The organism is Natronomonas sp. CBA1123 (assembly GCF_009741925.1).
Classification (GTDB): Archaea; Halobacteriota; Halobacteria; order Halobacteriales; family Haloarculaceae; genus Natronomonas.
On the sequence record NZ_WPCC01000007.1, the window covers coordinates 79795 to 102032 of the forward strand.

Consider the following 22238-nt stretch of genomic DNA (forward strand, 5'->3'; position numbering starts at 1 on the left):
CCGAATGAACGCGACGCGACTCTCGGTACTCGGTCTCTGTGCGCTCGTCGCCGCGACGGCGGTGGTCGCGGGGCCGCTCGTGCCGGGGGCTGCGCTCGCGGGTTCGGAGCAACCAACCCAACTTTACACGGGTTTCGACACGGGGACGGACGGCCTCGACGCCGACCGTCGCTTCTCGTCGGGTCCGATTTCGACGACGACCGAACGCGGGAACGGCTCCGCGACGGTCGTGGTTTCTTTTTCGGTCGAGACAGCAGATTCGCCAGCGACGCTAACCACACGCTTCGACTCGGAGAACGCCACCGACGATTCGGTGGTCGTTTCATCGAGAGAGACGGCAGCGGTCGAGTTGCGTCCGGCGGTCGGCCTCGACGGTGAAGAGACCGCGACACTGTTCGTCGAAGCAGCAGTTGACGGGGAGACGTACGTGTTGGACCGCAAAGAGGTGCGATTCGAGTGAGCACAAAAACGCCAAAAAAGCGGCTGCTCGCCGCTCGCGAAAGAGGTTGGGAGCGACTCCATTGGGCGCGTGAAACCGCGTTCCGCGTGCCGTTCGGCGACCGAATCGGGTGGACGCTGTTCCTCGGTGCGCTCGTCTTCTACGGGCTGTACTGGCGCGTCGACGTGTTCATCATCGATACGTTCGCTATCGTGAACGCTCTCGTGAGCGTTGCCGACGGGAGTCTCGCCATCCAGACGGTGGCGTTCGGCCCAGACCACGGGGCGACGCCGGGCGTGTACGTCTCGGAGGGCGCTCTCTACGGCCGGAATTACGGTCAAATCGTGTTGTCGTTGCCCGCGTTGGTGGTACTGGAGGCGGTCTCAGCCGTCGCTGACCTCCGAATCGCGCTTACGGGGTTGTGGTGTGTAGCCGTCGCCGGTGTCACACGAAGCCTCGGGAGCTTCCTCGCTCGGGAGCGACTCGCGACGCTGTTGGGTAGTTCTGTCGCGGCGCTGCTGTTCGTCGCCGGCGTGCTCTCTGCGCGACAGTTGCCCACGGGTGTCGAACCGCTGTTGGCGCTGCAGTTCACGACGATGGTCGCCGCGGCGCTGTGTGCCGTCGTCGTCTACCGGCTGCTGACGCGGTTCCACGACCGGCGAATCGGCACGGCTGCGGGCGTATCGACGCTGGGGCTCGCCACCGTCGCGTTCTGGGCACCGATACCGAAACGACACGCCTTCGTCGCCCTGTTCGCGCTCGTCACCGTGTACTGCTTTGCCCGGGCTCGTGAGGGACCGGTCACGAGCGAACGGTGGTGGCGAGCTGTGTCGTACGCTTCAGTTGGAGTGTTAGCGTGGGTGAGCGCTCCCGACGCACTCGTCCTGTTGGTCGCGCTTGGGCCGCTCGATTTGCTGTTCGCACGGCAGAACCGGCCGCTCGACCTCATCGTCGTCGGCAGCGTGTTCATACTCTCGCTCGTTCCATTCTTCGTCACGAACGCCCTGATTTCGGGGAATCCGCTCGTGCCGCCACGGATGCTCCAGTCAGCGAATTCGGCCGGTGTAACTGCTGATGCCGTCCTAGGTGGGGGCGAGGGGGGAAGCGCCGGAACGGGCAGCGAACCGGCGGCGAGCGATTCCGGGGGTGGCTCCGGAACCGGGGGGTCGACGAGCGGTTCGGGGCAAGGGACAACCACAGGCGAATCGACGCCGGACCGACTTGCAGTCGTCGCGAGTCTGGTTGCGGGGATGGTGTCCTCCACGACAGCGGCGTTCGGCGTTCTACTCGACCAGTTCACGCGAGCAGTCGAAGTACTGAACGCGGAGCGACTTTGGCACGTGTTCGTTCGGAGCGGTACGATTCCGGGCGTCGATTACGGTCAGACTGGCGGTGAAACCATCGAACTGACGCTTCTGGAATCGGCCCCGCTGCTCGCAGCGTTAGTCGCGGCCCCGGTCGCGTTCTTCCGGCGGTTCCCTGCCGGCTTCGACCGTCGGGACCCGAAGACCGGCGTCGACCTCCTCGCAGTCGGCTTCGGTCTCGCGCTGACGTTGTTGTACCTGCCACGCCTTCCATTGCACTCGACGATTACGGTCCGGTATCTGGCCCCGATGACGCCGCTTGCAGTGTACGGCGTGTTCAGATTGCCCGTCGTCAGACGGGCGGTTTCGGCGTATCCCGAACGCTTCGCCGGGGGACTCCTCGCCGGAACCGTCGGCGGGCTCTCCTTTGCAGCCGTCGCCCTCGTGGGAGTAACACCCGGAACGGGAATGCAGACCCATGGGGTCGTGAACCTCGCTGTGGCAGCTGTCCTCGGAGCGTGGGCGCTGACTGTGAGTATCCGTTCCGAGGACGAACACGTCAAGCACGGTGCGACGCTTCTCGGCATCGCCGTCGCTGCGATGGTCGTGTTAGTACTGACTTCGGGACTGGCGTACTTCGCAGCTGAACGAATGTTCGTTTTACCATACAAATGACACGAAATACGGGCGAGCACGACGAACCGGCACGAGAATCGAACGATAGCCCACCGAACGCCCCAATCGACGAGAACCCGGAAGGAGTTCTCGACCCCGCCGAGTTGGGGACACCCGACGAGGTAACGGAGTTATCGGACAACCGCTTCGTCGTCGCCCCAGACGATTCGTCGGACGTCCGTCGGTCGAATCCGGCACAGAACGCACCCAAAGACGATACGGACGACGCTCCGCTTCCGAGCGGTGCGTACGCCGCGGCGGTGACGATGCGGACGCCCGACGGAACGCGAACGACGCAGGTGTCGACGAACGACGTCCGTGAACTGTTCGACGAGCTGTTGCTGTGGTACGTCGAGGGGATGGCACCGGAGGCGGATCCCGAGGAGGCGCTGTCGGTTCTGGTGAGAGAGTCGTCGCTGTCACTGGAGTGAGTAGTCGGAGAAACGGGTCGGCTTACAGTTCGTCGAGCGCCGAGTAGAACACGAATCCGAGTGCGAGGTGCTGTTGCATCGCGTCCTCGATTCGAGTGCGGGTGTCCTCGTCGTCATCGATTCGGTACTCCTTCGTCCGGACGAGTTCGTGCATCTCGAGGAGGTCGTCCGCTTCGAGTTCGTGGAGCCGCGGGTAGACGGTTCCCGGACTCAACCGCGCGTCGAACACCTGTGAGAGGTCTTCCATCAGCCCTTTTCCGTGGGTGTCGCCGTCACGCATCGCGACCAACACGAGGAGGAGTTCATCGAGGGAGTTCTTGACGAGTTCCTCGTCGAATCGGAACCGCCGCCCCGGGAACAGTTGGTCGGTCACTGCGTTGACGACCTCTTTGGACTGGTTTCCGGCATCGCCGGAAACGGGGTCGGCATCGGTCAATTCGCGGTACAACTGCTCGACGGAGGCTCCCTGCTGGCCGTTTGCGCTCATCGTCTCACCGTGGGTCGGGTGACCATACACCCAGTACTCCACATACCAGTATAATTGGGGCTTAGCGTTTTCATCCGCTGAAAAAGCCCCGTCCGAAACAGAGTGGGGGCGGTGGTTCAAGACCCGGAGCTCGGTGTTCAGTCGTCGACGAGCGTCCGGAGGCCCGCTTCGAGGTCGATGGTGGGTTCGTAGCCGAGTGCCGACCGCGCACGGCCGATATCGGCACAGCTGTGTTGGATGTCGCCGGGCCGTGGGTCGGTGTGAACGATTTCGGAGTCGCTGCCGACGCCGTCGCGAATCAGTTCGGCGAGTTCGCGAATCGTGACCGATTCCCCAGTGCCGACGTTGTAGGCCCGGCCGACTGCGTCGGTTTCGGCGGCCAGCAGGTTCGCACGAACGACGTCGTCGATGTGGACGAAATCTCGGGTTTGCGTGCCGTCGCCGTGGACCGTGATCGGGTCGCCGTTGCGTGCCTGCCGAAGGAAGACGGTAATCACGCCGGCGTAGTCGCCGCCGGTCTGTCCCGGGCCGTAGACGTTGAAGTAGCGGAGTGCAACGGTATCGAGCCCGTAGAGGTCCTCGTACAGTCGGGCGTAATGGTCGGAAGCGACTTTGTCGAGGCCGTACGGAGAGGTCGGTTCGAGTCGCTGGCCTTCGTCGATTGGCGTCTCCTCGGGGTCGCCGTACACCGCGGCGCTGGAGGCGATGACGACCCGAGCGTCGTGCGTCCGTGCGGCCTCCAAGACGTTGAGCGTCCCCGTCGCGTTGATGGCGTGGCTCTCGGTCGGTCGTTCGACCGATTCGGCGACGCTGACGAGTGCGGCCTCGTGGAACACCACGTCGACGCCCTCGACGGCGGCGTCGACGGTCGCTTCGTCGCGGATGTCGCCCTGGATAGCTGTCACCCCGTTGGGATGGTCGCCCGCGACGGTGTCGAGAACCGCCACGTCGTTGTCTGTCGACAGCGCATCGGCGATGTGGCCGCCGATGAACCCCGACCCGCCAGTGACGAGAACCGATTTGTCTTCCATCGTCCCAGATAAACGCCGTCCGAGGTGTTATAACGACCGGTGGCGTCGACGACGGCATCGCGACGCCGCCCCACACTTTCACTTTCACTCCGGACTAGGCTGGCCCCTTTATTACTGTCGCCGGTACGAACAGGTATGTCCACGAACATCCAGTCGACGGCTGAAACGACTCACAACGGCGTCTTGGAGGTCAGCGACCTGCCGGCGACGCGGGTCCAGCGGTACGCCCGCGAGGCCGACGACGTGTACTTCGAGCGGAAGGGCGGTCGGACGTTCCTCGTCGCCGAGCGGTAGACGGCCTTTTTTCCGCGGGGACCCAACACCCAGTATGCAAGGCGTCGTCCCCGCCGCCGGCCACGGCACGCGGCTCCGTCCACACACCGACGACCGACCCAAGGCGCTCGTCGATGTGGACGGAAAACCCCTGCTCACACACGTTTTCGAGACGCTGGCTCCGCACGTCGAGGAGTACGTGGTCGTCGTCGGCTATCTCGGCACGCAAATTCGGGACCACTACGGCTCAGCGTATCGCGGGGCGCCGATAACGTACGTCGACCAACCAAAACGGGATGGACTCGCAGATGCAGTCCTGCAGGCCGAACCGGTGGTCGATGGCCCGTTTCTCCAGTTGAACGGCGACAACGTACTCCGTGGGAACGTCGGCGCTGTCGCCCGACGGCATCGTGAGACGGACGCCGACGCAACGTTGCTCGTCGACCGGGTTTCGCCGGAGCGAGCGCGACGCGGCGGCGTCCTCGAACTCGAAGACGACGAGGTGGTCGGCCTCGTCGAAAAACCGGACGACCCGCCGTCGCAGCTCGCGACGACCGGGTGTTTCGCGTTCTCCGAGCGCGTCTTCGAGGCCTGTCGCGCAATCGAGCCATCGGAGCGAGGCGAGTTCGAACTCGCCGATGCCATCGAGTGGCTCTTGGCCGACGGCGGCCGTGTCGAGACGGTTCGCCTCGATGGCTGGCGCATCAACATCAATACGCCAGCGGACGTCGAACGAGCGGAGGCATCTCTGTGACCGACACCACCGACCCCGCGGCGCTGTACGAACACCTCGCCGCAACGGCGGAACTTCCCATCGAGCGACGCGCCAGCCGACTCCTCGGCGAAGCGGAAGCGGTCGCCGACGACCTTCGGGACTGCAGTCCCGACGTACAGACACAGCGTGCGGCCATCGTTCTCGAACTGCTCGAAGAAATCGAGGAGACGGGCAATCCGGAAGCGGACGAACACCTGGAGTGCGCACGGACGCTCGCGGCCGATTTGGCCGACGACAGCGGCGGCAGCTGAAACGGCCGATTACGCCGACGGCGCCAACACATCGACGGTTCGGCGGCGTTCTTCGGGCGTCATCTCACCGAAGAACCCGACTCGAACCGCGTCGACGCCGTCGACGGCCTCGAAGCGCGCGACTGTCTCTCGGACTTCCTCGGTTGTTCCAGCCGCAACCAACTCCTCGACCATCTCGTCGGTGACCGCGGCGACGGCAGCCTCGCGGTCGCCGTCGGTCCACTTTTCGTGTATCGCGTCGGTTTCGACGTCGAACCCCTGCCGGGAAATCGATTTTCGGTAGTAGGGACCGTAGGCCCCAATCATGAACGCGAGTTGTCGGGCGGCGATGTCGCGGGCTCGGTCGCCGTCGTCGAGGGCACATGACCGGACGGTCACCGAGACGCGGATGTCCTCTGGGTCGCGGTCGCCGAGGTCGGCGCCGCGTCGGAGGTCGTCCATCCGTTCTTCGAGAGCGTCGGTCGTGAAGAGCTGTGGCACCCAGCCGTCGCCGAACCGACCTGCCGACTCGACGGCTTTCGGGCCGAGTGCCGCCACGTCGACGGGAACCTCGGCGGGTTCGACGCCGCGCAGTTTGAGGCCGCCGCCCTCGAAGAACTCGCCGTCGTAATCGACGCGTTCGCCGCGAGACACCTGCTTGACGATATCGATGGTCTCTCTGAGTCGGCGGAGCGGTCGTTCGTAGGTTTCGAGGTGCCACTTCTCGGTGAGGTCCGGCGATGAGGTGCTGAGGCCCATCCGGTAGCGGCCGTCGCTTGCTTCCTGTAGCGTGACGCCGGTTTGGCCGAGTAGGGCCGGCGAGCGACCGTACGGCGAGAACACGTCGTTCGAGAGGCCGATGTCGTCGGTGCGTTCGGCCAGCGTCGCCAGAAGCGTCACACCGTCGCGTCCGGTCACCTCCGGCAGCGAGATGCGGTCGTAGCCGCGCTGTTCGGCGTGGGTCGCTACCTCGACGATGTCGTCTATCGAGTCCAGTCCGCCCGGCAGGACGATGTCGCGTGTCATGTTGGTCGCTGCGTCGGCGGAGGGCTTGTAGCCTGCGGCGTGGTCGGGGTTTTTGGGTTCGCCCGTCGTCTCGGTTGTTATGACGCTGCTCATCTACGGCGCGTACGGCTACACGGGCGAACTCATCGCCGAGGAGGCCGTCGACCGCGGCATCGACACCATCGTCGCCGGTCGCAACGGGGTCAAGACCGACCACCTCGCGGTCCGGTTGGACTGTGAAGGACGGTCCTTCGGCGTCGACACCGCCGAGGCGTATCTCGACGACGTCGACGTACTGCTCAACTGCGCCGGCCCGTTCGTCGACACCTACGAACCGCTCGTGGAGGCGTGTCTGGAGACCGGAACTGACTACCTCGACATCACCGGCGAGTTGTCCGTCTTCGAAGCCATCGCCGAACGCGACCGGGAAGCCGAGAAGGCGGGCGTCTGTCTGCTTCCCGGCGTCGGCTTCGACGTGGTGCCGACGGACTGTCTGGCCGGCCACCTCCACGACCGCCTTCCCGAAGCGAACGAACTCCGACTCGGGTTCGACCCCTCCGGAACCATCTCCCGCGGGACGCTCGCGTCCGTCATCGAACACCTCGACGAGGGGGGAAAGGTGCGATGGGACGGCGACGTCGTCGACGTACCGCCGGCCCACGCCAGCAGACGAATCGACTTCGGACGGGGGTCGCGCAACGCCGTCACCATCCCGTGGGGCGACGTCTCGACCGCCTACTACACGACGGGCATCGAGAACATCGAGGTGTACACCGCGGTGCCGCCGATGGCAGGAACCGCGATGAAGGTCGGTCGCTTCGCCACGCCGGTTCTGGGGTTCCCACCTGTCAAGCGGTCGCTACAGACGCTCGTCCGAGCGACGATGACCGGCCCGAGCGAACGCCAACGTAAGGAGGGTGCCTGTTACGTGTGGGGCGAGGCGACCGACGGCGAGACGACGGTGACCTCGCGCCTGAAGACGCCCGAAACGTACGCGCTGACCGTCGATGCCGCGACGACGGCCGCCGAACGCGCGATGGAGGAGGACCTCTCGGGCTTCGAGACGCCGGCGGCGGCGTTCACTCCCGAGTTCGTCCTCGACCTCGACGGCGTCGAGGGCTTCTTCGACGAGTGATACGGACTGTTGTAACTGGTTACCGGTGAACGCTCGTACCGGGTCAGCGTTCACCAGTAACGGACTACAACAGTCCGTATACCCCTTCGACGCGCTCGCCAGAAGATATACACATCGGGCAGGCCGACTCCCGGTATGGTTCGTCGGATTCTCACGACGGTTCTTGTCGCCGCGCTGGTCGTCGGGTTAGTGGCGCCGGGGGCTGTTGGTGCGGCGACACCGGCGGCCGACGGTGCGACGCTTTCTGCCGGTGACGGTATCGACGCGCCGCTACTCGACCGCCTGCGACCGACAGCGAGTTCGAGTAGTCTTAGCCGCGCCGACACCGACGGCGTCCTCGAGCAACCGACGCGGTCGGCTGTCTACGGCGCCATCGAGGCCGCACCGGGGACCGACCTCGGAAGCATCGCCGCGAGCGTCGGCGTCACGAAGTCGACCGTCCGATATCACGTCGGCGTCCTTCGGGAGGCCGGCCTCGTCGATGCGGCCGAAGTCGCGGGGTCGTTGCGGTTCGCCCCTGCAGAGGTAGACGCCGAACTCGCTGGCGTCCTCGGTGCCGACGGAACGGGGACGGTCCTCGCCGCCGTCGCCGCGAACGAACCGGCATCGGTGACGGCCGTCGCCGAGGCGACCGACCGCGCGCCGTCGACGGTGTCGTATCACCTTTCGGCGCTCGAAGACCGCGGCTTCGTCGACCGCGAGCGGACCGGCGAAGCGGTCGTGACGACGCTGACGGAGTCGACGCGGTCGGCGATAGCCGACGGCGTTCCGGCGGCATCGAGCGACTGAGACGAACTCCAACGGTCGTCTGACTACTCGGTGGCCCAGTCCAGCGACCGTTCGACGGCCTCGCCCCACCGGTCGTACCGCGCCTCGACATCCGTGTCGGCGTCCGGTTCGAACTCGCGGTCGATACGCCAGTTCTCGCGGAGTTCCGAAAGCGAGTCCCAGTAGCCAACGGCGAGTCCAGCGGCATAGGCGGCACCGAGTGCGGTCGTCTCGTCGACCTCCGGACGGACGATTTCGGTGCCGAGGATGTCTGCCTGCAGGCCACAGAGGAAGTTGTTCTTGACCGCGCCGCCGTCGACGCGGAGGCTCTGTAACTCGAGGCCGCTGTCCTCGACCATCGCCTCGACGACGTCCCGCGTCTGGAAGGCGATGGCCTCCAGCGTCGCCCGGACGACGTGTTCCTTGCGGGTGCCGCGGGTCACTCCGAGAAGGGTCCCGCGGGCGCGCTGGTCCCAGTGGGGTGCGCCCAATCCGGTGAAGGCGGGGACGAAGTAGACGCCGTCGGTCGAGTCGACGCCACGGGCGAGGCGCTCGGTGTCGGCGGCGTCGTCGATGAGGTCGACGTCCGAGAGCCACTCTATGGCGGCGCCGGTGGCGAAAATCGACCCCTCGAGTGCGTACTGCGGTGGTTCCCCGGAGCGCTGGAACCCCACTGTCGTCAACAGGCCGTGGTCGGAGTCGACCGCCTCCGGGCCGGTGTTGAGAAGCAGAAACGACCCGGTACCGTAGGTGTTCTTCGCGTCGCCCGCATCGAAGCAGGTCTGGCCGAACAGCGCCGCCTGCTGGTCGCCCAGCGCCCCGGCGACCGGTACTTCGGCGCCAAAGGTTTCGGCGTCGGTGTAGCCGTACACGTCGGCGTCGCTGGAGGGGCGAACCTCCGGGAGGATTGCCCGCGGAATCGAGAACTCCGCGAGCAGCTCGTCGTCCCACGCCAATTCGTGGATGTCGAACAGAAGCGTCCGGGAGGCGTTGGTCACGTCGGTGACGTGGGCACCGGTGAGGTTCCAGACGAGCCACGAGTCGACGGTGCCGAACCGCAACTCGCCCGCTTCTGCGCGTTCCCGTACGTCGCCGCCGCCCCCGCGGTCCGGCGCGATGGGGTCGGCGTTGTCGAGCAGCCACTCGAGTTTCGTCGCCGAGAAGTACGCGTCGGGCTGTAGTCCCGTCTTCCGGCGGATTTCGGCGGCCTTCCCCTCGGCTTCCAGCCGTTCGACTCGGTCCGTGGTTCGGCGGTCCTGCCAGACGATGGCGTTGTGGACTGGCTGGCCGGTTTCTGCGTCCCACAGTACCGTCGTCTCCCGTTGGTTCGTCACGCCCATGGCGGCGAGGTTACCCGCGTCGATATCGGCGCCGGAGAGCGCCTCCCGAAGCGTCCGTCTCGCGTTTCGCCATAGCTCCTCGGGGTCGTGTTCGACCCACCCGGGTTCGGGGTAGAACTGCTCGTGGGTCTCGTAGGCCGCGCCGTGGACCCGGCCCTCGCGGTCGAACACCATGCTCCGGGTACCCGTCGTTCCCTGGTCGATGGCCGCGACGTACTCCATGCGGACTCCCCGCCCGCTGGGGACAAATACTGACCGGCGGCGGAATGCTTATTACTAAGTTGTATTACTAGATTATACATGCCGACGCAGCTACAGCGCGCACGGGACGGCGAGGTCACGCCGGCGATGGAGCGGGTCGCAGAGCGGGAGAACCGAGACGCCGAGTTCGTCCGCCAGCAGGTCGCGGAGGGGCAGGCGGTCATCCCGAACAATCACGGCCACGAGGCGCTCGACCCGATGATAATCGGCCGGGAATTCGCCACGAAGGTCAACGCCAACATCGGCAACAGCGAGACGACGAGCGGCCTCGACGAAGAGCTGGAGAAACTTCACACGGCGGTCCACTACGGCGCCGACACCGTGATGGACCTCTCGACGGGCGCGAACCTCGACGAGATTCGAGAGGCGAACGTCGGCCACTCCCCGGTTCCCATCGGAACCGTTCCAATCTACGAGGCGGTCACGAAGGTCGACGACGTGACCGAGTTGACGCCCGAGTTGCTGCTCTCGGTCATCGAAAAGCAGGCCGAACAGGGCGTCGACTACATGACGATTCACGCTGGCGTTCTCGCCGAACACCTGCCACTGACCGACGGCCGGACGACGGGTATCGTCTCCCGCGGTGGGTCGATTCTCGCCCAGTGGATGGAGGAGAACGGCGCCCAGAACCCGCTTTTCACCCACTTCAAGGACATCTGTGAGATATTCGCCCAACACGACGTGACGTTCAGCCTCGGCGACGGGCTCCGACCCGGGTCGCTGGCGGACGCCTCCGACGACGCGCAGTTCGCCGAACTCGACACCCTCGGTGAGTTGACGCGGCTGGCGTGGGACCACGGTGTTCAGGTGATGGTGGAGGGGCCGGGACACGTCCCGCTGGACGAAATCCAGCACAACATGGAGCGCCAGCGAGAGGTCTGCGACGGCGCGCCGTTCTACGTGTTGGGGCCGCTCGTCACCGACATCGCACCGGGGTACGACCACATCACCAGCGCCATCGGTGCGACGGAGGCCGCCCGCCACGGCGCCGCGATGTTGTGTTACGTCACACCTAAGGAACATCTGGGGCTTCCGGAGGCCGAGGACGTACGTGATGGACTCGCGGCCTACCGCATCGCCGCCCACTCCGCGGACGTGGCCAACGGACTGCCGGGCGCCCGCGACTGGGACGACGCGCTCTCGGAGGCACGGTACGACTTCGATTGGCGCTGGCAGTTCGACCTCGCGTTGGACCCCGAACGCGCACAGTCGTATCACGACCAGACGCTGCCGGGAGACAACTACAAGGAAGCGCGATTCTGCTCGATGTGTGGCGTCGAGTTCTGTTCGATGCGCATCGACCAAGACGCCCGCGACGCCGACGGCGAGATGGACGACATCGACGGCAAGACCGACCTTGAATCCTCGCCGGCCGCCGAGGTGAACCTGCCGCCGACCGGCACCCACGACGCCGACGGTCTCGAGGACGTGCCCGCGCCCGATGAAGCGGCCGCGGACGACGACTGACGGGGGATAGTATAAGTTGCCGGCAGTCGCTGGAACTGCTATGACAGACCCCTCCCTCGCCGAGGGTGGCCTCTCGTCGTCCGAGATGAAGCGAGTACGGCAGGCCGTCCACGATTCGGCGGCCGCCGAAGTCGCGACCGCCAACGACGACCGCCCGCAGACGTTCCCGCTGAGTCCGTTCTACGACGACGACACCGAGTCGGTCGTCGTCACCTCTCCGCCAGCATTCTCCGGAAAGGTCGACGCGGTCCGGGAGAACCCGAAGCTCTCGCTGCTGTTCTACGACGCCGAGGAGCCGTTCGTCCTCTACGGTCGTGGGACGGTTCGCGACGACGACCTCGAAGCCAACGCCGAGTACGTCCGCGAACTCATCGAGGACGAACCGCCGTCACCGAAGCGGGAGGGGTTCTCGAAGACGACCGACGTGTTGGAGTCACGCGTCGGCCGGTTCTTACTCGGGTGGTACGCCCTCCGCATCGTCGTCGAAATCGAGCCGGTCCGCATCGAACCGGTCGAAACCGAGGTCGGCGAGTTCCCGCCGTGGCCCGCAACCGACCTCGACAGGAGCGAGGCGGAGTCCTACGACCGACTGGCGCTCACCGTCGTCGACGAGGACGGCTGGCCGACAACACGGTCGGTCGCGGTCGTCGAGATTCGAGACAAGGTGGCGCTGCTCGACGTGTCGCTGTCCGTCGACGACGGCACTCCGGCGTGCCTGCTGTGTCACTGGCATTCCTCGGGGTTGGACAAGCTCAGCCAGCGGCTGTACCGCGGGCAGTGTCGAGCCGAGGGTGACCGCGTGGTGTTCGACCCGGCGAGTTCGTTTTCCATGCGCAACGAGACGCTGTGGGACCGCCTGAAGTTCATCGTACAGGGGAAGTGGCGAACGCGACAGTACTTCCGGGATTAATCCAGAATTTCGGAGGACTCCATGTGCTCGCGGGAGAGTTCGACGTAGCGGTCGCCGGCGTAGGCCCACGGCGAGTCCTCGACCTCCTTGATTTTCTCGGCGGGCGTGCCGGCGTACAGCGTGTTCGGCTCGATGTCGGTGTCCTCGGTGACGAGGCTGTTGGCGCCAACCATCGCCCGTTCGCCGACCGTCGAGCGGTCGAGAACCGTCGCACTCATTCCGACGAGGGCGCGCTCTTCGACCGTCGAGTTGTGGACGATGGCGGTGTGGCCGACCGTCGCGTACGGCCCGATTTCGGCTCCCTCGTGGAGGACGGCGTTGTCCTGGACGTTTGCCCCCTCCCGGAGCGTGATGTTGCCGTGGTCGCCGCGCAACGTCACGTTCGGCCAGACGCTCGCTTCGGCCTCGATAGTCACGTCGCCGATGACGACCGCGGCGGGGTCGACGTAGGCGCTTTCGTGGATGTCGGGTTCGGTGCCGTCGAAACTGCGTATCATACCCGATGGTCCGCGGGCGGCGAGTTAAACGTACGCCTCCGGCGGGACAGGCTTTAGTCGTCGCCCGCCCTCTGTATTGTATCGGTTAGGGCGACCATACCCGCCGAGGACTAACTATCTATGTATAATTCAGGCCCGAACGGCGAGGAGAATGAGATACAATCCGAACACGGCCGACTCGGCGGCCTCACCCGCCGTCGACTGCTCGCCGCGACGGCGGCGAGTGCGACGATGGCCGGACTGGCCGGCTGTTCGTTCCAACGCGGCGGTGGAGAGCCGGGGAATACACCGGCCTCGACCCCGAACACGAACCCAACCCCGACATCTGATACCCCAGAGCCGGAGCCGTACTTCGAACCGGGGCCGACCGTCGGCGTCGAGACGGTCGCTGAGGGATTGGTGTTGCCGAACGTCCTCGCGGTCGCCCCGGACGACGACCGCCTGTTCATCGCCGACCAGACCGGCGTCGTCTACGTCCACGAGGACGGTAGCCTCCACGAGGAGCCGTTCTTGGACGTCCGCGACCGCGTCATCGAACTCGGGAGCGACCTCCCGAGTTGGGTCGCAACCGACGAGCGCGGCTTCCTCGGGTTCGCGTTCCACCCCGACTTCGCCGACAACGGCCTGTTCTACGTCCGGTACAGCGCCCCGACGGACGAGGACGGAATCGACCACCGTGAAATCCTCTCGGAGTTCAGCGCCACCGACGGCACCGCCGACCCCGATTCCGAGCGAATCCTCCTGGATTTACCGTGGCAGCGACCGATTCATCAGGCCGGGACGCTGGCGTTCGGGCCCGACGGCTATCTGTATGCGGCCTTCGGTGACGGACTCAATCCGTCTCACGGGCAAAACTTCCTGGACAACTTCAGAGGGAGTATCCTCCGGTTAGACGTAGACGAGCGAGATGGCGAGAAACCCTACGGGATTCCGTCGGACAACCCACTCGTCGGCCGCGAGGGGCGGGACGAGTACTTCGCGTGGGGCTTTCGAAACCCCTGGAAGATGGCCTTCGACGGCGAGACGCTCATCGTCGGCGACGTCGGACAGGAGTTGTTCGAGGAAATCAACGTCGTCGAGCGCGGCGGCAACTACGGCTGGCCGATAAAGGAGGGGAGCAGTTGTCACGACCCCGCACAGCCGGGTATCCCGCCGGCGGACTGTCCGGACACCTCCGAGCGCGGCGAACCGCTCGTCGACCCTGTCGTCGAGTTCCCACACTTCGACGGCGACCGGGCGGTCGGCTTCGCCGTCATCGGTGGACACGTCTACCGCGGCGACGCCGTCCCCCAACTCGACGGCGAGTACCTCTTCGGCATCTACACCCGTTCGTTCACCGCCCCCTCGGGGCGAATCGTAGCGGCGACACCCGAGGGCGACTCCTGGCCGACACGAGAACTCCAGTTCGCCGGCAGTGAGAACGGCGAAGTAAACCTCAACGTCATCTCCATCGGCCAGGACAACGACGGCGAGGTGTACGTCCTCGGGACGACCGCCGCCGTCAGCGAGGGCATGGAGAGCCAGCAGGGCGGCACCGTCTACCGCATCGTCGACGCCGAGTAATCGTCCGAGGACCCGACTATCCGGTGAAGTTCGCGACGTTCGCTCGCAGTTTCCCTCTGAGTGACGACGAGCTCAGGACGACGAGGAAGTACACCACTCCGCCGAGTAAGATGTGACCGACCAGCGCCGGTGCGGTCGTCGGCGGAACCACCGTCGCGAGACCGGCGAGGACGAGGACCATGACGGCGCCGGCACCGACACACCAGCCGATGTCACGAAGCGCGAAGGAGACCGGATGCAGTCTGCCGAGGGAGACCCCCAAGACGGCCGTGTTGAGCGCCATCGCGAGGCCGGTCGCCGCCGCCGCGCCGAGGAGTCCGTACCGAGGAACCAATGCGACGTTGAGGACGATGTTTACGGTCAACGAGACGACCGTCGCGTAAGCGCCGATGTCCGGTCGGTCGAAGGCGCGTATCGTCGCGTCGAAGACGACGTTCACCGCGGCGACGATTTTCTCACCCATCAGTACGACCAACGCGCCGGCTGCGAGGACGTACTCCGGGCCGAAGACGACGCCGAGGAGGTTCTCCGAGAGTAACAGCACGCCGAAGAACGCCGGCACGACGAGGAACAGCGAGGCGGTCAGCGACTCCCGAACGGTCCCCTCGATTCGCTCGAATTCACCCCTCGTGCGCCACGCACTCAGTTGGGCGAAGACGGTGTTGCCGACGATGCCGCCGACGAGGCCGGCCATCAGGGTGAGTCGCCACGCGATTTCGTAGCCGGCGACGTGGGCCTGCGTCAGGAAGTAGCCGATGACGAGCAGGTCCATCGTGTTGTACACGTGGCCGCCGAGCGCCCAGACGCCGTTGTACTTCGCGTAGTCGACGAGCGACCGGAAGTGCCGACGGGACGGGCGGGCGAGGCGCGTCGAGACCCGGGTCGCGCCGCCGGCCAGCATGAGCAGATAGCTCGCGATGAGTCCGTAGATGAGCGCCGCTGCGCCGTATCCGAACTGAATCAGGACGACTGCGACGGCGACGTACGCCACCAGCCGAACGAAGTACAGAAGCGCCGTCTGCTCGGTCCGCAACTCCCCGCGGAGGACGTGAATCGACAGCACCGACAGTTCGTACAGCAGTGCGGCCACGACGAGCAACGCGGCCACCTCGGCGCCGACGTAGTCGTTTATCGCCTCGCGGAAGGCGGTGACGACGACGGCCAACACACCGAGCAGCGCCAGTTTCAACAGCAGCGTCGCCGCCAGCATCTCGCCGGCTTCGCCGCCCTCGCTGATTCGCTTCTCCACCGCCCCTCTGAGCCCGAAATCCGAGAACGTCGCAAGCGTCGCCAATGCCGCCTCGAAGAGGAAGAACACGCCGAGTCGGGTCGCACCCAGCGCCGACGCGAAGTACACCGTGGCGGCGAAACCGATGACCGCCCCGAGGACCTCGATACCCAACAGCAGTCCGCCGGCGCGGGCGAAGTTCAACTGCCGGGGGACCGTCGGCCGAGCGACGGGGCGAACCGAGTCGACACTGCGGGTTTTCTCGTCCATCTGGCGGCTACAGGAGGCCGACCTCCCGGTACCACGCGGCGGTGTCCTCGATTGCTGCCCGCCAACCGCGCTGTTCGACCGGGGCGCGCTCGGTGAGTCCCGTCCGAAGGGTGCCGAAGTCGCCGCGTTCGGCGAAGCCCGACCCGCCGACCGGCGAGACGCCGAGTCGGTGGAGGAAATCGATTGTCGGGACGATGCCGTACTTCGTCAGCGGGTACGGGACGTTCACGACTCGGCAGTCGCCGCCGACCGAATCGGCGACGGTTCGCATGACTTCGACGCTGTCGACGTTCGGTCCCGAGACGAGATAGCGGCGCTGGCCGCCGACCGTCAGGGCGTGTTCGACGGTTCCGACCACGTCGTCGACGTGGACGATGTTGTAGTCGTCGTAGGTGTACAGCGGCGGGACGAGCACGCGGTTGGCGGCGACGGGGCGAAACATGTCGTAGCGTGCGAGTCGATAGTCCCGCTGGCCGAGGATGTAGGTCGGATAGACGATACTGTACTCGAAGCCGAACTCGCCGTCGACGAACAGCTCCTCGGCACTGGCTTTCGAGGTCTGATACGTCGAGTCGGGGTTGATGGGTACCTCTGGGTGGGCGCCGATGGTGCTGGCGAAGACGACGTTTTCGACGCCGGCACCGTCGGCGGCCTCGAGGAGGTTCGCCGTCCCCTCGACGTTGATACCGGTCATGTCCTGTCCCGGGTACACCGCGGCGGCGAGGTGGACGACCGAATCGACGCCCGCCAGAGCAGACGGCAGACTGTCGGGGTCGCGGATGTCGCCGGCGACCGTCTCGACGCCGTCGGGCAATCGCCGCTCCGAGGTGCCCGGTCGAAGCAGTGCGACGGGGTCGTACTCGCCGTCGACGAGCGAGTGGACGACGTTGAGGCCGACATACCCGGTCGCACCGGTGACGAGGACTCTCATCGCTTCCCCTCCGCGAGTTCGTAGGCGCTGTCGATTACTTCGGCGACGGCGACGCCGCGTTCGACCGGTGCCGACGTGTTTCGGTCGCCGGCAACGACGTGGTCGACGAAGTCCGTCAGGCGTTCGGTGTTGGCGTCGTCGGTCGTCGCACCGTACAACTGCGTCAATCCGATGTCGACGATGGGCGTTTCGCCGTGGCGAAACTCGAAGGGCCGGCCGTGAATCGCCCCCGACAGCGTGTCGCCGTCGAACTCCAACCACCCCTCGGTGCCGACAGCGACGTGACGCATGAACACATCGGGTTGCGTCCATCCCACCGTGAAATCGACGGTGAGGTCACGCGCTGGGAAAGCAAGAGAGAGTTCGGCCACGTCCTCGACGCCCCGGTTTCGGGTGTCGCGAAGCCGACAGTCCTCGACGGTGGCATCACCGAAGAGGTCGAGGTACATATCGAGGCTGTGCGGCAGCAAATCCCGCATCACCCCGCCGCCGGAGACCGAGCGGTCGTAGTACCACCCCTGTGTCGGCGGTGTCGAGTGATGGGTCGTCCGTACCTCGATGAGTTCGCCGAGCAGGTCGTTCCGAAGTATCGACATCGCCTTCTTGGCGTTCTCGTAGTAGCGGGTGAGGTAGCCGACCTGCGTGATGACGCCGGCGGATTCGGCCGCCCGCTGCATCTCGCGGGCGCTGTCGGCGTCGATAGTCAGGGGTTTCTCACAGAAGACGTGACAACCGGCCTCGACGGCCGTCAGAAAGACGTCCCGGTGGGTCGACGGCGGCGTACAGATACTCACCACGTCGAGCGACTCGGCGTCGAGCATCGCTTCCGCCGAGTCGTAGCCCTGCAAGCCGAACCGCGATGCCGTCTCGTCGCGCCGGGATTCGTTCAGTTCGGCGACGGCGACCACGCGGGTCGACCCGTGGTCCCGATACGCCGGGATGTGGTAGTCGGTCGCCATCCACCCCGCCCCGACGACGCCGACACTGTAACCGCTCATTACGGGGTGGTCGTCGGTCGACAGTATAAATCCCTGCCAGGCGACGCCCTCCGCTGGCGGCGGTCTGTCCCGACGCGCGATTTCGCCGAGGGGCGACGGCCCATATTGTTAAATATAAACGCCTTAATATTAGTGACGAACGTGATTACATTCCTCGTATACGTAGTTGCCTTCGGCACGGCGGCAACGGCCTGTTTCGCCGCCGTGTACCGTGCCGGGTGGCTCGCGACCGACGAAGCCTGCGTCGGTCTCCGCGCCCTTCTGGTAACCGTGGGGCTCTGGTCTGTCATTCAGACCCTCGTTTTCCTCGCTCCGTCGGAGCCGTTGATGCTTTCGCTGTATCTCGTCGGCCAAGCGGTCGGGTTCGCGAGCGTCGGCGCGTGGCTGTACTTTTGTTCGGCGTACACGGGTCGGAGCCTCCATCGACAATCGCGCTACTGGTGGGCCGGGTTGTCGACGTACGCCGTCGTCTCGACGGTAAAGCTCACCCAACCGATTCACGGGGCGTTCGTCGACACGCGGCTGGCGACGGAGCCGCTCCGATACCTCGTCGTCGAACCGGGTGTGTTGTACTGGTCTTTCCTCGCGTTGGCGTACGGCCTCGCTGGGGTCGGATTCTACTGGCTGTACGAACTGTTCGCCCGAACCGAGCGCTCGACGAAGGGATTCGCGCTCCTCGTCGCGAGTACCGCTCTGCCCGCCGTGCCGACGGTTTGGTCGTTGTTTCGGCCACGGCAACTGATTCCGATGCACTACGAACCGCTCGGTGTGGCCCTGTTCGCCTTCGGCGCGCTGTATCTGGTCCATCCGACGTTCTTCGAACTCCACGCCCACAGCCGATACGACACGGTCGATACGGAGTGACTGACCGGCCAATTATGACGGATTAAGAACATATTTCCGATATGCTTTTATCAGTATGAACCTAATACTCGGTAATACGGCATACGAGTGGGTGAGACTCAGGCGGGACCGTCTCGGGATAGTGTGGTTATGAAGACAATAATAGATGAGCAAGACACGTTCGTCCGTCGAATATTCGGACTTCGAACACGGTGAATACCAGTGAGCGGCGTTTCGGAGTATGGCGCCGTTACCGCCGACGGCGTGCGAGTCGAGAAAACCCATTCGAAGCGTGAAAACGAGCTAGCGGTGACACTCGAGTTCCGCTCGGAGCGCGAGGAACCAGTCGCCGTCCGATTCGAGGACGAGCTCCCGGCCGACGGACGCCCGGCCGGAGTCGGCGAGCGCAGCGAACACAACGGTAACGATTCGGCGCCCCGCGGCGGCCACATCGACGGCGTGCTCGCTCTCTCCGACGACGGTGTGGTAGCAGTGACGTACCTCGTTTCGGTTCCGGATGAGACGGTATCGTCTCCCAGCGACGACGAACAGTCACTGCCGCGAATCGTCGAGGTTGAACCAATCGAACCGGAGTCATCGACTACGGTCGAGACGCGTGCCGGATGGCGAACGCCCTCGGGGGAACGCATGCCGTTTTCGGTCACGGTGTCGGATAATCACTCGCCCCCATCGCAGGCCTCCGTAGACGGCGTCCGGGTGGTCGATATCTCCTCGTCGGTAGGGTCGGACCGTCTCGATGGTGTCGCTGATACCGACCGTCCGGCCATCGGTATCATCGCCCGCGCCGAGGACGACGACGGCGTCTACCGGACGATACTGGAGGCACGAAAGCGTGGGTTCGGGGTCTTTCTCACTCCGTTCGGCTACGGGACCGAGGAACTGATCGAAATCGCCGACACCCTCGGCGTCCGAGTCGTCGAACCGACCGAGGACGACAGCAGTTGGCGGACGCTCCAGTCGGCGTTATCGGCGGCGGCCCGGGAGGCAGGCCATCCCGGAATCGTCTTCCAACCCGAGGGCTGTCCGCGTATCGATTACGACCGGACGCTTGCCGCGTTTGCCGAAGACGGCTTCGAGATTCATGCGGTGCCGGAACGCCCCGATATCAAACCGGGGAGCCCCCACGTCCTCGTCGCCATCCCGGCGTACAACGCGGCCGGAAGCATCGAGTCGGTGGTGAGTGAGGCGAGACGGTTCGCCGACGAGGTGGTCGTCGTCGACGACGGCAGTACCGACGGGACGGCCGACCGCGCCCGCGAGGCCGGTGCGTCCGTCGTCATCCACCCCCGGAACCGCGGCTACGGCGGGGCTCTCAAGACGATATTCCGGGAGGCCCACCGCAGGGGCGCGGCCCACCTCGTCACCATCGACGCCGACGGACAACACGACCCCGGCGACATCCCACGGCTGGTCGCCACCCAGGACGACAGCGGTGCGGGCGTCGTCATCGCGAGTCGCTACGCCACCGACAGCGACACCGACATCCCGTTCGTGCGGTCAGTCGGCCTCGCCGTCGTCAACCTGCTGACGAACGTGACGATGGGACGATGGCGCCGCTCGCGACGGGTCCGGGACACACAGAGCGGGTTCCGTTCCTACACCGCCAACGCGGTCGAAACGGTCGTCGATTCGACCGACATCGGCAACGGAATGTGGGCGAGTACAGATATCCTGTATTCGGTCAACGAGGCGGGCTTCGATTTCCACGAAATCGGGACGAAGATTCGCTACGACGTCGAACACGGCAGCACCGAGAGTGCGGCGAGCCACGGTATCGGATTGGTCCACAACATCGTCGACTTCGTTCAGCGGTCCCATCCCATCCTGCTGGTCGGCGCCCCCGGGGTGATGGTGGTCCTCCTCGGAGCGTTGCTGGCGGCGTGGTCGTTGCAACTCCAGCTCTCCGGAGAGCTCTCGATTCCCCTCGTGGTCGTGGCGAGCATCTCGATTGCGGTCGGTGCCGTCATGTTGACGCTGTCGGTGCTACTGCACGTGTTGAACACACACCCCTTCTTCGACGACGAGCGATGGCAGGACCGCCGCGAATAGCTCAGCCCTCGCTGACCTGCACCTGCAGGTGTACCTGTCTGTCCGCGTTGTCCGGCCCCGGGTCCGTGGGTGCTGGACCGAAGTACACCAGATAGGTGAGTCGCAACTCCCCGGCGACGGTCGGAACGACCTCGTGTTCGGTAACCGTCGTATCGCCATCGAGCGAAACTGTGAATCGGTCGAGTTCCGTCGAGGATTCGACTGTCGCTCCGCCGTCGGTCGTGTCGACATCGTGTAACGCGACGACGGCGGTTGCCTCCGAGGTCCCGTCGGGACCGGAGACGGCGAGGTGAAGGGTCGTCGGTTCGCCGACGGTCAACTCCTGGGGGTAGTCGTCGGCGACGAGGTCCCCACTGGATTCGGTCAACAGATACGCCTCGCTTCCCCCGTCGACGGAACCGGGGGCGGCGTACACCGCCCCGGCGGCCGTGAAGATACACAGCACCACGACGACCGACAGTACGGCGTCGACCCGACTACTGCCGACGAGAGTCGAGCGCGTTCGACTGAACGCTGCCGGGGCGGCGACGCCGAACTGTCGACCGCCGGTGGCTCGTCGTCGGCGCCACGCGGCGCCGAGGGCGAGTACCGTCACCGCGTTGATGCCGACGAGGATAGGAACTGCTCGAAAGCCGTACACCGTAAATTCGAGGGCGACACCGACCGCCACGACGACGCCGACGCTCGCGCCGACGGCGAGGACGAGTCGCCCGAGAAGCCCGAGGCGACGGCGGCCATCGACGTGGCCGCCGTCTTCGGGGAACAGTGCCGCGACGACGGCGTAACCGGGAGCGAACAGAAGCACCGAAATTGCGACGACCGCTCGAACTTCCTCGGGAGCGGCCGGAAGCACGACGAGCAGGTCGAGAACGACGACTGCGACGACGACCGCGGCGAGGTCGGCGTTCCCTCCCGTCCCGTCGCTATGAGCCCCCTTTGGACGTGACACGGTGTCGGGTTCTCCGCCGCAGTACAAAAACACGCTGGTGGGACCGACGGGACTGTGACCCGACGGCCAAGGTTAAGACGCCGGCCGGTGTCGGTTGCCCTGATAGATGCGCCACACAGACCGCGTTCGTGCCCGGTGTTCCGCCATGCGCCGAGTAGCGTCGTCGGAGCGGGTCACCCTATGAGCGGCGATGGCTCGTCTCCCCGGCGCCGTCGGGCGGAGGCGTCGAGTCACGCCCTCGGCACGCCCGGCGTCGTCCGCCGACCGTCGGTGCCGACGGCGCTGCTCGTTAGCCTCGGCGCGGTCGGCGTCGCCGCGTCGTTCACCGCCCCAGTCGCCGCGGCCGGGTTCACGGCGA

At 65.6% G+C, this 22238-nt stretch carries 22 protein-coding genes; 13 read left to right on the forward strand and 9 right to left on the reverse strand.

Features of this window, described 5'->3' with window-relative positions; genetic code table 11:
* Window positions 1-4 precede the first annotated feature (4 nt).
* From GJ631_RS05530 to GJ631_RS05540, 3 genes are read left to right on the forward strand one after another with little or no spacing between them, the layout of a single operon-like run.
* Window positions 5-460, forward strand: coding sequence for a hypothetical protein (locus GJ631_RS05530; protein WP_156708190.1), 456 nt, complete (start codon window positions 5-7; stop codon window positions 458-460).
* Window positions 457-2418 (forward strand): hypothetical protein, encoded by a 1962-nt coding sequence (locus GJ631_RS05535; protein ID WP_156708191.1) that lies wholly within the window; start codon window positions 457-459, stop codon window positions 2416-2418. Before GJ631_RS05530 ends, GJ631_RS05535 begins: the two co-directional genes overlap by 4 nt.
* Window positions 2415-2849: a hypothetical protein gene (locus GJ631_RS05540; RefSeq protein ID WP_156708192.1), complete on the forward strand. Its 435-nt coding sequence runs from the start codon at window positions 2415-2417 to the stop codon at window positions 2847-2849. Before GJ631_RS05535 ends, GJ631_RS05540 begins: the two co-directional genes overlap by 4 nt.
* Window positions 2850-2871: 22 nt before the next feature.
* Here GJ631_RS05540 and GJ631_RS05545 read toward each other — a convergent pair whose 3' ends face one another.
* Complete coding sequence (locus GJ631_RS05545) at window positions 2872-3336, reverse strand: PadR family transcriptional regulator (RefSeq protein WP_156708193.1); 465 nt, start codon at window positions 3334-3336, stop codon at window positions 2872-2874.
* Window positions 3337-3473: 137 nt separating this feature from the next.
* Window positions 3474-4367 (reverse strand): NAD-dependent epimerase/dehydratase family protein, encoded by an 894-nt coding sequence (locus tag GJ631_RS05550; protein WP_156708194.1) that lies wholly within the window; start codon window positions 4365-4367, stop codon window positions 3474-3476.
* A gap of 135 nt (window positions 4368-4502) precedes the next feature.
* On the opposite strand from GJ631_RS05550, the gene GJ631_RS05555 reads away from it, so the two are divergent.
* From GJ631_RS05555 to GJ631_RS05565, 3 genes are read left to right on the forward strand one after another with little or no spacing between them, the layout of a single operon-like run.
* Complete coding sequence (locus GJ631_RS05555) at window positions 4503-4661, forward strand: hypothetical protein (RefSeq protein WP_156708195.1); 159 nt, start codon at window positions 4503-4505, stop codon at window positions 4659-4661.
* 34 nt (window positions 4662-4695) lie between these two features.
* A complete protein-coding gene (locus GJ631_RS05560) occupies window positions 4696-5394 on the forward strand; it encodes a sugar phosphate nucleotidyltransferase (RefSeq protein WP_156708196.1) in 699 nt (232 codons plus the stop codon).
* The gene (locus tag GJ631_RS05565) at window positions 5391-5666 is read left to right on the forward strand and encodes a hypothetical protein (RefSeq protein ID WP_370518564.1); all 276 of its coding nucleotides are present in this window, start codon (window positions 5391-5393) and stop codon (window positions 5664-5666) included. The genes GJ631_RS05560 and GJ631_RS05565 overlap by 4 nt, the downstream gene beginning before the upstream one ends.
* Before the next feature lie 9 nt (window positions 5667-5675).
* Here the strand turns inward: GJ631_RS05565 and GJ631_RS05570 are convergent, their stop codons facing one another.
* Complete coding sequence (locus tag GJ631_RS05570) at window positions 5676-6764, reverse strand: TIGR04024 family LLM class F420-dependent oxidoreductase (RefSeq protein ID WP_231753893.1); 1089 nt, start codon at window positions 6762-6764, stop codon at window positions 5676-5678.
* On the opposite strand from GJ631_RS05570, the gene GJ631_RS05575 reads away from it, so the two are divergent.
* Together GJ631_RS05575 and GJ631_RS05580 are read left to right on the forward strand one after the other, a co-directional pair.
* Window positions 6751-7785, forward strand: a complete 1035-nt coding sequence (locus GJ631_RS05575) for a trans-acting enoyl reductase family protein (RefSeq protein WP_156708197.1) — start codon at window positions 6751-6753, stop codon at window positions 7783-7785. The genes GJ631_RS05570 and GJ631_RS05575 overlap by 14 nt on opposite strands.
* Before the next feature lie 135 nt (window positions 7786-7920).
* Window positions 7921-8574, forward strand: coding sequence for a helix-turn-helix domain-containing protein (locus tag GJ631_RS05580; RefSeq protein ID WP_156708198.1), 654 nt, complete (start codon window positions 7921-7923; stop codon window positions 8572-8574).
* Window positions 8575-8597: 23 nt separating this feature from the next.
* Here GJ631_RS05580 and glpK read toward each other — a convergent pair whose 3' ends face one another.
* Window positions 8598-10115 carry a glycerol kinase GlpK gene (gene glpK, locus GJ631_RS05585; protein ID WP_156708199.1) on the reverse strand — a complete coding sequence of 506 codons (1518 nt, stop codon included), beginning with the start codon at window positions 10113-10115 and terminating at the stop codon, window positions 8598-8600.
* A 78-nt stretch (window positions 10116-10193) separates the two neighbouring features.
* On the opposite strand from glpK, the gene thiC reads away from it, so the two are divergent.
* Window positions 10194-11621: a phosphomethylpyrimidine synthase ThiC gene (thiC, locus tag GJ631_RS05590; protein WP_156708200.1), complete on the forward strand. Its 1428-nt coding sequence runs from the start codon at window positions 10194-10196 to the stop codon at window positions 11619-11621.
* Between the two features lie 40 nt (window positions 11622-11661).
* Complete coding sequence (locus GJ631_RS05595; protein WP_156708201.1) at window positions 11662-12531, forward strand: pyridoxamine 5'-phosphate oxidase family protein; 870 nt, start codon at window positions 11662-11664, stop codon at window positions 12529-12531.
* Here the strand turns inward: GJ631_RS05595 and GJ631_RS05600 are convergent.
* A complete protein-coding gene (locus GJ631_RS05600; RefSeq protein WP_156708202.1) occupies window positions 12528-13028 on the reverse strand; it encodes a gamma carbonic anhydrase family protein in 501 nt (166 codons plus the stop codon). The two genes, GJ631_RS05595 and GJ631_RS05600, sit on opposite strands and share 4 nt — an antisense overlap.
* 120 nt (window positions 13029-13148) lie before the next feature.
* On the opposite strand from GJ631_RS05600, the gene GJ631_RS05605 reads away from it, so the two are divergent.
* Window positions 13149-14591 (forward strand): sorbosone dehydrogenase family protein, encoded by a 1443-nt coding sequence (locus tag GJ631_RS05605; RefSeq protein WP_231753894.1) that lies wholly within the window; start codon window positions 13149-13151, stop codon window positions 14589-14591.
* 16 nt (window positions 14592-14607) lie between these two features.
* Here GJ631_RS05605 and GJ631_RS05610 read toward each other — a convergent pair whose 3' ends face one another.
* From GJ631_RS05610 to GJ631_RS05620, 3 genes are read right to left on the reverse strand one after another with little or no spacing between them, the layout of a single operon-like run.
* Complete coding sequence (locus GJ631_RS05610; RefSeq protein WP_197424848.1) at window positions 14608-16089, reverse strand: oligosaccharide flippase family protein; 1482 nt, start codon at window positions 16087-16089, stop codon at window positions 14608-14610.
* A gap of 7 nt (window positions 16090-16096) precedes the next feature.
* Complete coding sequence (locus GJ631_RS05615; RefSeq protein ID WP_156708203.1) at window positions 16097-17020, reverse strand: NAD(P)-dependent oxidoreductase; 924 nt, start codon at window positions 17018-17020, stop codon at window positions 16097-16099.
* Window positions 17017-18018, reverse strand: coding sequence for a Gfo/Idh/MocA family protein (locus GJ631_RS05620; RefSeq protein ID WP_156708204.1), 1002 nt, complete (start codon window positions 18016-18018; stop codon window positions 17017-17019). Before GJ631_RS05620 ends, GJ631_RS05615 begins: the two co-directional genes overlap by 4 nt.
* Before the next feature lie 141 nt (window positions 18019-18159).
* Between GJ631_RS05620 and GJ631_RS05625 the strand changes: the two genes are divergently transcribed.
* The gene (locus GJ631_RS05625) at window positions 18160-18882 is read left to right on the forward strand and encodes a histidine kinase N-terminal 7TM domain-containing protein (protein ID WP_197424850.1); all 723 of its coding nucleotides are present in this window, start codon (window positions 18160-18162) and stop codon (window positions 18880-18882) included.
* A 288-nt stretch (window positions 18883-19170) separates the two neighbouring features.
* Complete coding sequence (locus GJ631_RS05630) at window positions 19171-20931, forward strand: glycosyltransferase family 2 protein (RefSeq protein WP_156708206.1); 1761 nt, start codon at window positions 19171-19173, stop codon at window positions 20929-20931.
* A gap of 1 nt (window position 20932) precedes the next feature.
* Here the strand turns inward: GJ631_RS05630 and GJ631_RS05635 are convergent, their stop codons facing one another.
* Window positions 20933-21880 carry a DUF1616 domain-containing protein gene (locus GJ631_RS05635; protein WP_197424852.1) on the reverse strand — a complete coding sequence of 316 codons (948 nt, stop codon included), beginning with the start codon at window positions 21878-21880 and terminating at the stop codon, window positions 20933-20935.
* Window positions 21881-22238: the final 358 nt, after the last annotated feature.

What these genes read in the sequence shown, in the direction of transcription:
- GJ631_RS05600 (WP_156708202.1), bottom strand. Translation starts at nt 13,028, where the DNA reads ATGATACGCAGTTTCGACGGCACCGAACCCGACATCCACGAAAGCGCC.
- GJ631_RS05545 (WP_156708193.1), bottom strand. Translation starts at nt 3,336, where the DNA reads ATGAGCGCAAACGGCCAGCAGGGAGCCTCCGTCGAGCAGTTGTACCGC.
- GJ631_RS05580 (WP_156708198.1), top strand. Translation starts at nt 7,921, where the DNA reads ATGGTTCGTCGGATTCTCACGACGGTTCTTGTCGCCGCGCTGGTCGTC.
- GJ631_RS05615 (WP_156708203.1), bottom strand. Translation starts at nt 17,020, where the DNA reads ATGAGAGTCCTCGTCACCGGTGCGACCGGGTATGTCGGCCTCAACGTC.
- GJ631_RS05530 (WP_156708190.1), top strand. Translation starts at nt 5, where the DNA reads ATGAACGCGACGCGACTCTCGGTACTCGGTCTCTGTGCGCTCGTCGCC.
- GJ631_RS05610 (WP_197424848.1), bottom strand. Translation starts at nt 16,089, where the DNA reads ATGGACGAGAAAACCCGCAGTGTCGACTCGGTTCGCCCCGTCGCTCGG.
- thiC (WP_156708200.1), top strand. Translation starts at nt 10,194, where the DNA reads ATGCCGACGCAGCTACAGCGCGCACGGGACGGCGAGGTCACGCCGGCG.
- glpK (WP_156708199.1), bottom strand. Translation starts at nt 10,115, where the DNA reads ATGGAGTACGTCGCGGCCATCGACCAGGGAACGACGGGTACCCGGAGC.
- GJ631_RS05555 (WP_156708195.1), top strand. Translation starts at nt 4,503, where the DNA reads ATGTCCACGAACATCCAGTCGACGGCTGAAACGACTCACAACGGCGTC.
- GJ631_RS05540 (WP_156708192.1), top strand. Translation starts at nt 2,415, where the DNA reads ATGACACGAAATACGGGCGAGCACGACGAACCGGCACGAGAATCGAAC.
- GJ631_RS05620 (WP_156708204.1), bottom strand. Translation starts at nt 18,018, where the DNA reads ATGAGCGGTTACAGTGTCGGCGTCGTCGGGGCGGGGTGGATGGCGACC.
- GJ631_RS05595 (WP_156708201.1), top strand. Translation starts at nt 11,662, where the DNA reads ATGACAGACCCCTCCCTCGCCGAGGGTGGCCTCTCGTCGTCCGAGATG.
- GJ631_RS05605 (WP_231753894.1), top strand. Translation starts at nt 13,149, where the DNA reads ATGTATAATTCAGGCCCGAACGGCGAGGAGAATGAGATACAATCCGAA.
- GJ631_RS05550 (WP_156708194.1), bottom strand. Translation starts at nt 4,367, where the DNA reads ATGGAAGACAAATCGGTTCTCGTCACTGGCGGGTCGGGGTTCATCGGC.
- GJ631_RS05560 (WP_156708196.1), top strand. Translation starts at nt 4,696, where the DNA reads ATGCAAGGCGTCGTCCCCGCCGCCGGCCACGGCACGCGGCTCCGTCCA.
- GJ631_RS05575 (WP_156708197.1), top strand. Translation starts at nt 6,751, where the DNA reads ATGACGCTGCTCATCTACGGCGCGTACGGCTACACGGGCGAACTCATC.
- GJ631_RS05570 (WP_231753893.1), bottom strand. Translation starts at nt 6,764, where the DNA reads ATGAGCAGCGTCATAACAACCGAGACGACGGGCGAACCCAAAAACCCC.